This is a genomic window from Thalassotalea agariperforans, from assembly GCF_053470345.1.
In genome coordinates this window covers 96,701-108,962 of sequence record NZ_JBQMWH010000010.1, presented here as the reverse complement: position 1 = coordinate 108,962, position 12,262 = coordinate 96,701, and the positions used below count along the sequence as shown (strand labels likewise).

At 37.0% G+C, this 12,262-nt stretch carries 12 protein-coding genes; 4 read left to right on the top strand and 8 right to left on the bottom strand.

What is annotated here, in order from left to right; all coding sequences use genetic code 11:
• Positions 1–14: 14 nt before the first annotated feature.
• Genes ACSLUO_RS13155 through ACSLUO_RS13145 form a run of 3 tightly spaced genes read right to left on the bottom strand, consistent with a single transcriptional unit; the run spans position 15 to position 1,848 of the window.
• Entirely contained in the window at positions 15–533 is a 519-nt protein-coding gene (locus tag ACSLUO_RS13155; protein ID WP_448249097.1) for a CC0125/CC1285 family lipoprotein, read from the bottom strand.
• A gap of 47 nt (positions 534–580) precedes the next feature.
• A complete protein-coding gene (locus ACSLUO_RS13150; RefSeq protein WP_448249096.1) occupies positions 581–1,363 on the bottom strand; it encodes an anti-sigma factor family protein in 783 nt (260 codons plus the stop codon).
• The gene (locus ACSLUO_RS13145) at positions 1,360–1,848 is read right to left on the bottom strand and encodes an RNA polymerase sigma factor (RefSeq protein ID WP_448249094.1); all 489 of its coding nucleotides are present in this window, start codon (positions 1,846–1,848) and stop codon (positions 1,360–1,362) included. The genes ACSLUO_RS13150 and ACSLUO_RS13145 overlap by 4 nt, the downstream gene beginning before the upstream one ends.
• A gap of 118 nt (positions 1,849–1,966) precedes the next feature.
• Between ACSLUO_RS13145 and ACSLUO_RS13140 the strand changes: the two genes are divergently transcribed.
• Both ACSLUO_RS13140 and ACSLUO_RS13135 read left to right on the top strand, forming a co-directional pair.
• Positions 1,967–3,397 (top strand): S8 family serine peptidase, encoded by a 1,431-nt coding sequence (locus ACSLUO_RS13140; protein ID WP_448249093.1) that lies wholly within the window; start codon positions 1,967–1,969, stop codon positions 3,395–3,397.
• A 229-nt stretch (positions 3,398–3,626) separates the two neighbouring features.
• Entirely contained in the window at positions 3,627–4,643 is a 1,017-nt protein-coding gene (locus tag ACSLUO_RS13135; protein WP_448249091.1) for a hypothetical protein, read from the top strand.
• A gap of 117 nt (positions 4,644–4,760) precedes the next feature.
• On the opposite strand, the gene ACSLUO_RS13130 is transcribed toward ACSLUO_RS13135, so the two are convergent.
• The 5 genes from ACSLUO_RS13130 to zur all read right to left on the bottom strand — a co-directional run bounded on the left by ACSLUO_RS13130 (position 4,761) and on the right by zur (position 9,154).
• Positions 4,761–5,675, bottom strand: coding sequence for a hypothetical protein (locus ACSLUO_RS13130; protein WP_448249089.1), 915 nt, complete (start codon positions 5,673–5,675; stop codon positions 4,761–4,763).
• 95 nt (positions 5,676–5,770) lie between these two features.
• Complete coding sequence (locus ACSLUO_RS13125) at positions 5,771–6,742, bottom strand: hypothetical protein (protein WP_448249088.1); 972 nt, start codon at positions 6,740–6,742, stop codon at positions 5,771–5,773.
• A gap of 467 nt (positions 6,743–7,209) precedes the next feature.
• On the bottom strand, positions 7,210–7,632 hold the full coding sequence (locus ACSLUO_RS13120) for a secondary thiamine-phosphate synthase enzyme YjbQ (RefSeq protein WP_448249153.1): 423 nt from the start codon (positions 7,630–7,632) through the stop codon (positions 7,210–7,212).
• Between the two features lie 120 nt (positions 7,633–7,752).
• Positions 7,753–8,214 (bottom strand): chemotaxis protein CheX, encoded by a 462-nt coding sequence (locus ACSLUO_RS13115; RefSeq protein WP_448249086.1) that lies wholly within the window; start codon positions 8,212–8,214, stop codon positions 7,753–7,755.
• 502 nt (positions 8,215–8,716) lie between these two features.
• Positions 8,717–9,154 (bottom strand): zinc uptake transcriptional repressor Zur, encoded by a 438-nt coding sequence (gene zur, locus ACSLUO_RS13110; RefSeq protein ID WP_448249085.1) that lies wholly within the window; start codon positions 9,152–9,154, stop codon positions 8,717–8,719.
• Between the two features lie 145 nt (positions 9,155–9,299).
• Here zur and ACSLUO_RS13105 point away from each other — a divergent pair, with 145 nt between their 5' ends.
• Together ACSLUO_RS13105 and ACSLUO_RS13100 are read left to right on the top strand one after the other, a co-directional pair.
• Entirely contained in the window at positions 9,300–10,916 is a 1,617-nt protein-coding gene (locus ACSLUO_RS13105; protein ID WP_448249083.1) for a methyl-accepting chemotaxis protein, read from the top strand.
• 163 nt (positions 10,917–11,079) lie between these two features.
• On the top strand, positions 11,080–12,210 hold the full coding sequence (locus ACSLUO_RS13100) for an S-(hydroxymethyl)glutathione dehydrogenase/class III alcohol dehydrogenase (protein WP_448249082.1): 1,131 nt from the start codon (positions 11,080–11,082) through the stop codon (positions 12,208–12,210).
• The last annotated feature ends 52 nt before the right edge of the window (positions 12,211–12,262 follow it).

Sequence of the window (12,262 nt, the reverse complement as noted above, 5' to 3'; positions counted from 1 at the left end):
TTGCAGTTAATGCCTTATTCTTTCGCTTCATCTAACTTGTATTTAGTACGCATATTTTTGATGATTTCACGGGCTTCGTAGCTTTCTTGGTTTTCAGGGCGGATCCCTTTACCTAGCTTAATTTCTAAAATACTTTCAATTTCTTGCCCTTTATCACCTAAGTTAATACCAATGCCTAAGTGAGTGCTTGGTTGGCTACTACAGCCATAAAAACCACAATCACGACGAGTACCAAAACCGGTATGAACAGAGCTAGTTGGTTGGTTTTTACCATCAACTAAGACATCACGGCTAGTCACAATAAACCAATCATAGTTTTGTTGTACGGTTAACTCAGCGGCGCGTAAAAAGGTGTAATCAATCGCTTTCAGTTTATTGTCGCTGCGGGTTTTAAAGTGCACACGTACCTTGTCTTGATTCAGAACACTTTCTTGGTAGCCATAGCCGTTATTTTTGGCAGCACGATATTCAGGGCTTGATGAACAAGCGGATAATAAGCCGATAAGGCTGAATAAAATAATAACGTTTTTCATAATAAATTCCTCATTTAACTTCGGTATAAGAGAATAATTGTATTCGGTTATTTTTCCCAACGATTGTTAATTACTTGCTGCTCTTGTTGTTTATCAAAAAAATCACTAGCGGCAATATTGTCAATATGATCACGTAACACGCTGGTTGATGTTGCGGTTTGGTAATCTTGGCTTGCTTGCTTTTGTTCATGCACGGTAAGAGTTAATTGCCATTCTTGATTAACGCGACATGCAATATTATGTTCAACTGATTGTGCGCTATTAATATCAAACTGACGACAAAAATCCCCTTGTTGATTAGTAAAGGTTAGCTGGGTTGCTATTGCTTTACCATTTGTTAATTGTTGTTCACTACCACTGGTTTGATGTTCTAAAACTTGCGCTATTTCTTGCCAGTTATTATCTACTATTGAATTTGATTGTGTATAAACGGTAGCAAAAAATCCTACCGCAACGGCAATACTTGCCGCGAGGGCAAAAGGGCTATTGATGGCTTTTTTGCTGCGTTGCCACAAGCTAATAACATTGCTTTTTTGTGCCGGTATGTCCGAATTGGCAGAAAACTGTTCAGCTGCTTTTATTGTGGTTACGGGGGCTGACTCTTCCGGGATCGCCGCTAATAATTCATTAATTGCCGAAGGTAATGGACGTTGATTAATTTGTTCATATTCATGGGCAATAATTTCATCAACCATGGCTAAGTTAGCTAAACGATTGGCTAAGTCATCGTCTGTTAATAAGGCCGCTCTGATCTGTTCCATTTGTTGCTCAGGTAACTCAGCATCTAAAAAGGCAGATAAAGTTTCATCGCTAAAGGTGGTGTTATTCATGCCATTACTCCTGTGCTGGTATTTAAACATTGGCTGAGGCTAATACGTGCTCGTGATAAGCGACTCATGACCGTGCCTATTGGTATTTCTAAGGTTTCAGAGACTTCTTTATATGACATGCCCTGAATCGCCACTAAAGATAAAATTGAGCGTTGTTCGTCTGGTAAAACATCCATAGCGTTATTTACTTCTTGTAAGCTAATTCTATCGGTTTGTTGTTTTTCATCATTAATAATTTGGCCACTGGTTAATTCCGGTGATTGCGCCGCTGTTTGTCGAACTTTGCGTGAGCGGTATTCATCAATCCATAAATTACGGCAGACCCGAAACATCCATTTATTCAACTCAACATTATCAGGTACGCCTTTAGTTAATAAGCGTTCAATGGTATTTTGTAATAAATCATCAGCATCATGATGATTACCGGTTAGCGAATAGGCAAACCGACGTATCATTGGAACTAAAGCAATTATTTGATTTTTCATTTTATCTCTCCTTTATAATGAGTAGACGAATGACTATTAACTTTATTCCAAACTTTTTGGAATTTTTTTACTTTTAATACGTTTTATTAATATAGCTCGCGATTTTTTAGGAAAAATAATGTTCAAATTTACCCAAGCGCTATTGGTATTCTGTATTAGCATAACATCTTCAGCTTCACTTAAGGCTGATGGTTTGTTAGGTAAGCAATTGTCAGGTATAGAAAATTCAATACTGAACGAGCGCATTATTCATCGTCAAAATGAACTTATCAATCAAAGTATCACCAAATTACAAAAGAAAACAAAAAAAACACTCAATAACAAAAGTTTATTCACAGCACTGCCAGACGGTGAAGTGAGCTCGTTAATTTTACCAGTAAGTAACTTAGCCGAGTCGCTTAATATTGTCGATAATGCCGGTAATACCTTATTTCGTGATGTTGTTGTTGAAAATGGCTGGCGCGCCATTGAGCAACAATGGTTAGTGATGAGTTCACCTCAGGAGCTCAAATTATTACAACAATTAGCGCAAGATAAAGTTATTGAACTGGTTAAAACTAAAGAATTTAATGCACTAGCATTAACCTTAGTGCAATTTAAAGTGAGTGCCTCGCTTGATAACGCTAAGCAGTTAGCAAGCGTATTACCTGTGTCGTTACAAAAAAAATTAACCCGTGACTATGTATATCAGGCACAAGCTTCAACAGCTCAGACGTCCAAAACATCACTTTCAAGCACAAAACCAAAGCAAGTTTTTAGAGAGCTAAGCACAAGCACGTTAAATTATGCAGCATGTTTAGCACCACTATCTATTGGTATGGTTGATACCGCCATTGAAGATCAGCATCCAGTTTTTAAAAACAAAAGCTTAATAAGGCAAAGCTTTGTTGATAATAAGTTAACGTCACCAAAAGCTCATGGCACAGCCATTTCGGCATTATTTATTAGTAACTCGGTTGAGTTACCCGCGTTACTGCCAAATGCTAAATTATATGCCGCAGAAGTATTTTATGGTCAAAGTGATTTTAGCCAAGGGGCTAATTTATTTAGTTTAGTGGCGGGCATTAATTGGCTATTAAGTCAGCAAGTATCTGTGATCAACTTAAGTTTAGCGGGACCCGACAATGCCATTTTAGCAAGGGTAATTAAAACCGCATTAGCGCAAGATATTATTATTGTGGCTGCTGTTGGTAATGAAGGACCACATTCCCCACCGTTATATCCGGCCGCTTATGAACAAGTAATTGGTGTGACCGCTATCGATAAGAACAACAAGCTTTATCGTTGGGCTAATCGTGGTGATTATGTTGATTTTTCAGCGCTTGGTGTTTCGGTGAAAACAGCACGATTATCTGGTGATTTTGGCTATGAGAGCGGTACTTCAATGGCCGCTCCGGTTGTTAGTGCATATGCCGCTTGTGCTAAGCAGCAAGCTGTACAAACCTCTGATAACAAGACTGATTATTGGCACATATTAAGCGAGCAAGCGATTGATTTAGGCGAAAGAGGTTTAGATCCACTATTTGGCTATGGCCGAATAGGGCTTTAGAAAAGAGCTTAGTTAGTGCATTAAATTGGAATGTTTATTTTTAGTAAGTCGTACAGTTTTTGTATTACATACAGTAACTGTAACTCTTTGGATTAATTTCTATAAACAACTTTAGCTGTTCAAAGTAAATCATTGATGCTTAAAGGTAAGTTAGTTATATTATTTAGGTTCAAGCAGAATAAAATTTATAACAACTGTTTATCTGGTGTATTAGGCCAAGGAGTATTTAATGACGGAAGTAGTCGAATTTGATGGATATGAGAGCGAGGATAATAATGTTGTTGCGTTAGGTGATGAAAAAGCATCTACTAAAATTAGCTTCCAGTTAGCTCAAGATTTTTATAATGAAATTACAGGTAAGTCGGAGAGGCTAAGAGAATTATATAGCGATCCTTTTGTTCTTAAATTAGCCCATGTAGAACAGCTACATCATAGATTAGAACAATCAACAGAACAGTATAATGTATGCTCTTTTCATGAAACATACTCAGTAAATTATATTGATGATTCATCTGAACGCTTTAGTAGTTTAGAACGTTTAAAGTTACATGTTGGAAGTCGAGGGACAGCGGTTGAAGAGGTCATAATAAAATATAACATTCTTATTATTTTGCCAAAAACCAGCCGTCCTCAAGAATACATCATTTCTATAAGAATGGCTTCTCGTGTAGCAAAAATAGAGACTATGAGAAAGCAATTAGACTCTGTTCCATTTAATATTCCTTTATATCAAATGGAAACGGCCAAAGCGGCATCGTTTGCTATTGAGTATGTAGACAGTACAGTAGCTAACGCACTAATGAGTGTAATCAAAAGTTGGTTTAATACCGTAGATCGAAATGCAATTCCTTCAGCAGTTAAAATAGCTCGTAAATTTTCCCATTTCGCCCCAAGGTTAACAAAATACTCTCTGCTAAGTTTGATTTGTTATTATGTTTATGTGTTTTCAGATAAAATTTTGATTGAAAATATAAATACAAAAATAGCTGTCATATTTTCTTTGGCTTCAGTTTTGTTAGCTTATTTGTCAATTCGTATAGGTAGTTTTTTTGGTAATAGAATTGAGTACAACTTAGATAGTATTTATGAGCAATCATATATTAATTTTTCTGGAGCGGATGAAAATTATGTTTTGGAGTCAGCAACAAAAATTAAAAACAGTAAATTAAAAGCGGCAGCTCACTTTGTTACAACAATTATTATAGGTATTGGTTGTTCACTTATTGCTAATTGGATTGGGACTTAGTTACATTTTTCTAAAATTAATTATAAAGTTGAAATTAGCCGTTAAGTAAAAAACCGACCGGTTCAAAGTATGAAGCGGTCGGCAAATTAGGATGGGTATAAAGCGTGTTTTACAGAGTTAAAATGTGCCTTTTAAGCTCAATGAAGTGATGGTTTCATCGTAATTTAAGTTTTCAAGTGTTGATTGATAATTACCATATTCCACTTTAGTGTTTATTGACCAGTTTGGCGTTAGGTTGAATAACCAGGTTGCGTCAACCACTTGGCTATTGTCTTTACGTTGTGGCTGTTCCTCGGTACCGGCTTGTTGATAATCTCTTTTGTTATATTGCCAACCAAATTGTAGTTGTTGCTCATGCTGCCAGCCGACAAAACTATGAGAATATAACGCGCGAACACCAAAACCACGAAAATAAAATTGGTTGTCTTTGGCATTTTCATTATCAGCCGTTAAATTGAGCGAGACAAAACTTTTAGCTTGATTGAAAAAGTAAAAGTGTTGGTTGCTAACTGAAAAACTGCTGGCGTCACGTTCGGTTAAGTTAGCAAATTCTTTTTCTTTAATATCAGCAGAAAAACGCAATAAATAACGTTGCTGATATAATTTTGACCAATAAAGGCTGTTTTGACTAAATTGTAAAAAGTCGGCTTTATCGAGCTTGGCATCAACAAAATAATAACTTGTGCCTATGGTTGAGTCAGCTAAACGATAATCTAAATCGAAGGCAATTTTAGCGATATTTAAGTCGTAATTGCTGTACCTTTGATAGTCATTAATTTGGTAACTAGCGGTAGATTTTAAGGTTAATTTAGGGGTGATTTGCCATTTAACTTTTGCTTGGGCTTGTAAGGTTAAGGCAACGTCTGATTGCTGACTAACTTGATCAAGTTCGGCAATAGTTAAAGTATTGTCGTGCTTAACACCACTGTTAACTTCCCAAGTTAGGTCAACATCATCGGCATGTACACTGCTAGCAATGGCAGAGCCGATTAAGACGCTAAGTAGTAATAAAGGGGGGTTAATGTTTTTCATTTTGATGCTCCACAAACGTTGCATTAATAAAAGAGCTGGCGAGTGGTTAAAACTCGCCTTGTCTCGTTATTTACTATTGGCTTTGATAGTTAAGGTTAAATACCTAAGCCTGAGCTAGCGTTAATCGCATTTTCTACTGAATTATCAACGGTTAAGGTAACCGCATTGTCAATTTGTTCAGTTACGTTTTGCGTAACACTTTGCTCGACACTGTTATGAACACTTTGTTCTGTGGTGGCATTGATGGTGGCATCAAGCGTTTGGCTTAAGGCATTAGTTACTTCGGCATCAGTAAGTGCTTCTGTGTTACTTAATAGCTCCGCCGCCAAGTTGGCATTTACTGTGTTATCAATCGCTTGTTCCACAATAACACTGGTATTTTGCTCTACAGTTGCAGACAAGTTATTTATTACAGCCATGGCTTGCTGTTCGCTAGCCGTTAGAGCTAGGTCAATTGTTTCACTACTCGTTGTATTGACGTTTTGGCCCAGAGTTACCCCAGATGTAATACCTGAGTCGATAGTTGAAACAACCGATGAACTACCAGAGACAAGAGTTTCTTGTAACATGGTATGGCTTTCACCTACGTTAGCTTGTAGTTGCTGACCTGATTTTGTTAATGTTTCAGCGAATAATTTGCTACCAACTGACATTGACGCTTCACCATCAGCTTCTGAACCAGTTTTTGCTGTATCGCTGCTTTCATCCGAGTTTGTTTCTGATGTTGTTTCAGAGTTAGCTTCAGCCGAAGATTCATTTGATACTGAGCTATTTCCCGCTACCTTATCATCTTGTTCTGCACTGGCTTCAACTTCGCTGTTATTGCTAGCGGCTACTTCGTTATTCGCTTGAGCTGCTTGGCTTGTATCTGTATCGATGTTCTGCTCTGATGATGCATTTGCCTGGTTTTGCATAGTTGAAGCTGTCGTAAACTGAGCTTGTTCCATTTGATATTCAGCTTGCGCATTACTGTTTGTAGAGAAAGTTAAGTTCGCTTCAGTGTTAGCAAAAGCCGTTGTTGTTAATGCACATGAAATGTATAAAGCTGTTTTAGTTAAGTTCATCATAATCGTATCCTCATGGAGTTTTTAGTAAAGTCACTAAGGTAACGATTGACGAATGGAGTTTATTCCAAATTATTTTAGTTATTTTAAAATTAATGTTTAACTCGTTGTTTTAATTTGAATTTATTTTTACTTTTATTGAGAATGATTTTTAATTGTTACGGCATGGTTGGTAATAGTTGGTAAACACATAGCGCTTAGCTGTGGGACTTTTTATTCTAAGTTTAGGTTATTTAGCGACTCTTGAACGACAAGATCGTATTGCACTTTGAGGTGAATTTATCCAGAAAAAAGGGCAATACGCTTTGTTTTATACCAATTTCATTCAGTTTGTGATCTTGTTGTGCGTAGGAAAAATACATCATGGCAAGGCGCTTGATTGAGCAATACCTGGCTATTGGGATTGAAAACAACGCAGCGATGGAATATTTTAACCGGCACAAGTGGGCAATAATTGACTCAAATTGACCTTATTCACCAGAGATGGTGGCTACAATATGGCGACGGCCACCGTGATCACGGTGTTCACCCAAATAAATACCTTGCCAAGTACCTAAATTTAAACGGCCATTAGTAATCGGTATGGTGATATTTGCGCCTAATATGCTGGCTTTTATATGAGCGGGCATATCGTCATCACCTTCATAAGTGTGGAGATAATATTTCGCTCTTTCAGGCACAAAGTGGTTAAAGTGTGACTCCATATCGGTGCGTACCGTCGGGTCTGCATTTTCATTAATGGTTAAAGAAGCTGAGCTGTGCTGAATAAATAAATGCACTACGCCAACAGAAATTCGGCTGATATCGGGCAAGGCTTGCTCTACTTCACGGGTGATCAAATGAAAACCACGTTGCCTTGCTTTTAAAGTAAATTCACTTTGTAACCACATAATATACTCATTAACCTAGATTCAGGTTCATTAATAAATAGAAAATTTAGCTAATAAAAAACCCCATACAAAACTGTATTGGGGTTTATTAATTTAGTAATAGACGTCAGGCTTTAACGGCTTTTAGTCAAAGCAGAATTCAATATAGGCTTTTCCATCAGGTGAACTCAATGCAATAATGACGACAGGGCCTTCAGCTTTATGATGAATAGTATGGTCTTTACCGGATACAACCATAGGCGTTGCCATGTCAAACTCGAAACCTTTTTCGCTTAACATACGTTTTGCACCGCCAGTGACCATATTGGTGATCTCACCAACAAGATCAATTATTTCATCATTAACTTCATCAGGGCCTTCACCCACCATTTTTTTCATGGTGGCGATCGCTAAAGAACCTTCGTAAGTAATAGATAATGAGCCCTTGGCTTGCTCACTGACCATACCAATTAAACCTGAGACATCACCTTTGGCAATATCATCGCTTTTAAGCTTTGGTTTTTCGGGGGTTAATTCCATCTGCGCCATAGTTGACATAACATTTAGCATAGATGATAAAAATGGGTTAATAAACTCTACATTCATGAAGCTTTCCAAGCCCTTATTTTGTCTATTATTGCTTCATTCTGCATTGTTAAGAAACAAATGTAAATCAGAAGCAGATATTATTATTTAATTAATAAAATACGATGTTTTTTATCGAGGCATAAACTGCTCTTTTTTGCAGCGTCTTGATAATTCACAGTATTATTTGTTTAGCCTAAGTATCGACGAGTAAATCGTTTTTTACCAATAATCCTCGTAAAAAAATTGGTTTTTTGTTTTCGACCGTTAACAATTATCTTGCTTTAGTCACTTAAACGTTTAATGAAAATTAATATCTTCTAATGTTTTTATAACTAATTACAAGGTGTTGCGCAATATTTTCGGTAATTATTTGTGATCTTTCTTAGGCGATAAATCTGACTGTTTGTTATTGTTTGCTTAATTTTAAAATTTTCCAAATCATAGGTTTTAAACATTTCAGTTATTTTTATTGCCTGTATTTTGCTTTATTTAAACCTTATTAACTCATTTCATTAACGTGTTAACTTTGGCATGTTTGACATAAACCATGCGCTTCAACAATTTGATGGCTGATTTTAAAGCCGTTCGCATCAGCCATTGAACGTAAAGCTAAATCTAAATTTTCTGACTGAATTTCATCAACACTACCACATTCGTCACAAATCAAAAGCTGTACCGGATGACTACATTCACTGAAATGATCACACATAACAAAGGAATTAATCGATTCAATTTTATGAACAAAACCTTGCTGATTTAAAAAGTCTAATGCGCGGTAAATGGTTGCAGGTTTGGCAGAAGGGTCGATAGTTTGTAATTCTGATAATAAATCGTATGCCCCAACAGCGCCATGGTGTTTCGCCAGTAATAAAAAGACCTGCTCACGGATCGGAGTTAATCTAGCACCTCGGTTTTTACAGGCTAAATGCGCTTGTTCTAAAAGTTTTTTCTCGTTCATATGCTTTAAAAATGTAAGATTTTTAGGCAGTTTAGCATAGTAGCGTATAAGGTCTAGTTGAAGTGTTGTTAAAAATATTTTGTCATTGCCCCCATTTGATAAATTTCGTCTATAGTTTATGTAAATTGTGTTAAGAGTTAAATTTATGGATTTTAAATCATTAAGAGTAAAATACACCTTACCGTTAATTGCTGTTATTTCAGTGGTAATTGTTACTTATATTGCTCAAACGTACTTATTGGGCAAAAAGGATGATTTGATTAGTGATTACGATAAAAAGTACACACCTGCTTTGTCGCTGATATTAAATGCGGATAGGGATATTTATCAGGCTTTTGTGGCACAGCAAGCGGCTTTATCTGCCAACGATCCTGCCTTGGAAAATGAATTTACCGAAAATGCCCAGCAAGTACTTGATCGTTTTAATCAGTTTACCGCTATCATGAAGGGGTATAGTGAAGTTGATCAATATGTTACTGGTTTTAAAGGGGTTTATAATCAATGGTTGGCAGCGTCAACGAAATACTTTGAATTAGTGGCAAGCCAGCAAGATAAAGCGATATTAGAGGAGCAGTTGAGTAGTTCGCAAGTGTATTTTGCGCAGGTTCGAGATATTCTAGATAAAGCAGGTGAGGCTGTAGAAATTGTTGAAAATAATACCGTAGCCGCGGTGAATGAAGATATTAATACTATCGCCGGTATTGTACAAATCATCATCTTAGCAGTGCTTGCTTTTTCGATTGCTATTGCTTATTTGTCACCGAAGAAATTTTCTGAAGAATTATATGAATTAGCGCATTTAATTAAAGAAATAGGCCAAGGTGATGGTGATTTAACCCGTAAATTAAATTTTAGAAATAATTCAGAATTAGCTAAAGTGTCCGATGCTTTCAATGACTTTGTCGAAAACTTAGCAGCACTTATAAAAAATATTCAGCAAGAATCCGCTAGTTTAAGTAAAAATATTTTATCACTTGAAGCGATTGCAGAAAAAACGCGACAATCAGCGGAAGCACAGCAAACTTTTGTTGGCAGCGTAACTCATTCGGTGAATGAATTGTCGGAAGCAAATGCAGAGATCTCTGTGGTGGCAACTAATTCAGCGACTACAGCCAATGAAAGTAGACAAACAGCTAGTGATGGTAAAGCGCAGTTATTATCAGCAATTTCTGGCATTGATGAGGTTAATGCGGCGGTGGTTAGTGCTCATCAAACAACAGAAGTGTTAGTGGGTGACTCAAATCAAATTGCTTCGGTGTTAGATGTTATTCGTGGTATTGCCGAGCAAACTAATTTATTAGCCTTAAATGCAGCTATTGAAGCGGCACGTGCCGGTGAGCAGGGGCGTGGTTTTGCGGTAGTTGCTGATGAAGTAAGAACCTTAGCTAATCGTACGCAGGAGTCGACCAATAGCATTCAAGATATGATTGAAAAATTACAGGCAGGAGTCAGTAATGTTTCATTGTCAATTAATGCTGGCGCTGAAAAAACTCAAGCAGTTGTTGAAATAGTTAATAACGTTGAAAAGCAATTTGAAAACATGTTAACAATTGCTAATGAAGTAAGCGGTTACTCACACCAAACAGCAGCGGCAACTGAAGAGCAAACACAAGTTTCACAATCAATAACTCATACTTTGGAAGAGCTGCATTCAACTGCACAAGAAAATGAAGCGATTTCAGTTGAGTCGTTCACTATTACCGAAGAAGTGGCTAATTCAGCAAATCAATTGTCGAGCTTAGTGAGTAAATTTAAAACTTAATGTAAGAATATTTAGGAAAACGATTATCCTATTAATTGAAAGCAACTATGGTTAGTTGCTTTTTTGTATCTAAATATAAATTAGCTATTAATTTCAATTGGGTATATCCGTATAATGCGATAAGGTCATTAAAATTAGTAAACAATTAACATTTGAGAAACTTATGTCTGAGCAATTTATAAAAGCAAAAGCTGCGGTCGCATGGGCGGCTAATCAACCATTATCAATTGAAGAAATTGATGTAATGCTTCCTAAAAAGGGTGAAGTGTTAGTAAAAGTTATTGCTTCAGGGGTTTGCCATACAGATGCTTTTACTTTATCGGGAGAAGATCCTGAAGGTATATTTCCGGCGGTTTTAGGCCATGAGGGTGGCGGTATTGTTGAACAAGTTGGTGAAGGGGTGACTAGTGTTGCTGTTGGTGACCATGTTATTCCATTGTATACACCAGAATGTCGCGAATGTAAGTTTTGTTTATCAGGAAAAACCAATTTATGTCAAAAAATTCGTACCACCCAAGGGCAAGGTTTAATGCCTGATGGCACTACGCGTTTTTATAAAGATGGCCAACCAATTTACCATTATATGGGCTGTTCTACTTTTTCTGAATATACTGTTTTACCTGAAATATCGTTAGCTAAAGTTAATCCATCTGCGCCTTTAGAAGAAGTATGTTTGTTAGGGTGTGGGGTGACTACCGGTATGGGTGCGGTCATGAATACCGCAAAAGTTGAAGCTGGTGATACGGTTGCCATTTTTGGTTTAGGTGGTATTGGTTTATCCGCGGTGATTGGCGCGACTATGGCAAAAGCGAGTCGTATAATAGTTATCGATATTAATGACAGTAAATTTGAATTAGCTAAAAAGCTAGGTGCTACTGACTGTATAAACCCAAAAAACATCGAGGGGCCAATTCAAGATTATATCGTTGAATTAACCGATGGCGGTGTTGATTATTCTTTTGAATGTATCGGTAATGTTGATGTCATGCGCTCGGCGTTAGAGTGTTGTCATAAAGGCTGGGGTGAGTCGGTGATCATTGGTGTTGCTGGTGCTGGACAAGAAATATCAACGAGACCTTTTCAGCTAGTTACTGGTCGAGTATGGCGTGGTACAGCATTTGGTGGCGTGAAAGGTCGTACTGAATTGCCTGACTATGTTGAACGTTATTTACAGGGTGAGTTTAAATTAGATGATTTTATTACCCATACAATGGGTCTAGAAGGTATTAACGAAGCTTTTGACTTAATGCATAAAGGTGAAAGTATTCGTAGCGTTATTCATTTTAATAAATAATCCTCTCCCTTATTTTTTGTCTTTACACTCGTGATTCGTTTGAAGGCGAGTG

Excerpts from the sequence above, each read along its gene's own strand:
- ACSLUO_RS13155 (WP_448249097.1), bottom strand. The coding sequence starts at position 533 with ATGAAAAACGTTATTATTTTATTCAGCCTTATCGGCTTATTATCCGCT.
- ACSLUO_RS13150 (WP_448249096.1), bottom strand. The coding sequence starts at position 1,363 with ATGAATAACACCACCTTTAGCGATGAAACTTTATCTGCCTTTTTAGAT.
- ACSLUO_RS13145 (WP_448249094.1), bottom strand. The coding sequence starts at position 1,848 with ATGAAAAATCAAATAATTGCTTTAGTTCCAATGATACGTCGGTTTGCC.
- ACSLUO_RS13140 (WP_448249093.1), top strand. The coding sequence starts at position 1,967 with ATGTTCAAATTTACCCAAGCGCTATTGGTATTCTGTATTAGCATAACA.
- ACSLUO_RS13135 (WP_448249091.1), top strand. The coding sequence starts at position 3,627 with ATGACGGAAGTAGTCGAATTTGATGGATATGAGAGCGAGGATAATAAT.
- ACSLUO_RS13130 (WP_448249089.1), bottom strand. The coding sequence starts at position 5,675 with ATGAAAAACATTAACCCCCCTTTATTACTACTTAGCGTCTTAATCGGC.
- ACSLUO_RS13125 (WP_448249088.1), bottom strand. The coding sequence starts at position 6,742 with ATGATGAACTTAACTAAAACAGCTTTATACATTTCATGTGCATTAACA.
- ACSLUO_RS13115 (WP_448249086.1), bottom strand. The coding sequence starts at position 8,214 with ATGAATGTAGAGTTTATTAACCCATTTTTATCATCTATGCTAAATGTT.
- zur (WP_448249085.1), bottom strand. The coding sequence starts at position 9,154 with ATGAACGAGAAAAAACTTTTAGAACAAGCGCATTTAGCCTGTAAAAAC.
- ACSLUO_RS13105 (WP_448249083.1), top strand. The coding sequence starts at position 9,300 with ATGGATTTTAAATCATTAAGAGTAAAATACACCTTACCGTTAATTGCT.
- ACSLUO_RS13100 (WP_448249082.1), top strand. The coding sequence starts at position 11,080 with ATGTCTGAGCAATTTATAAAAGCAAAAGCTGCGGTCGCATGGGCGGCT.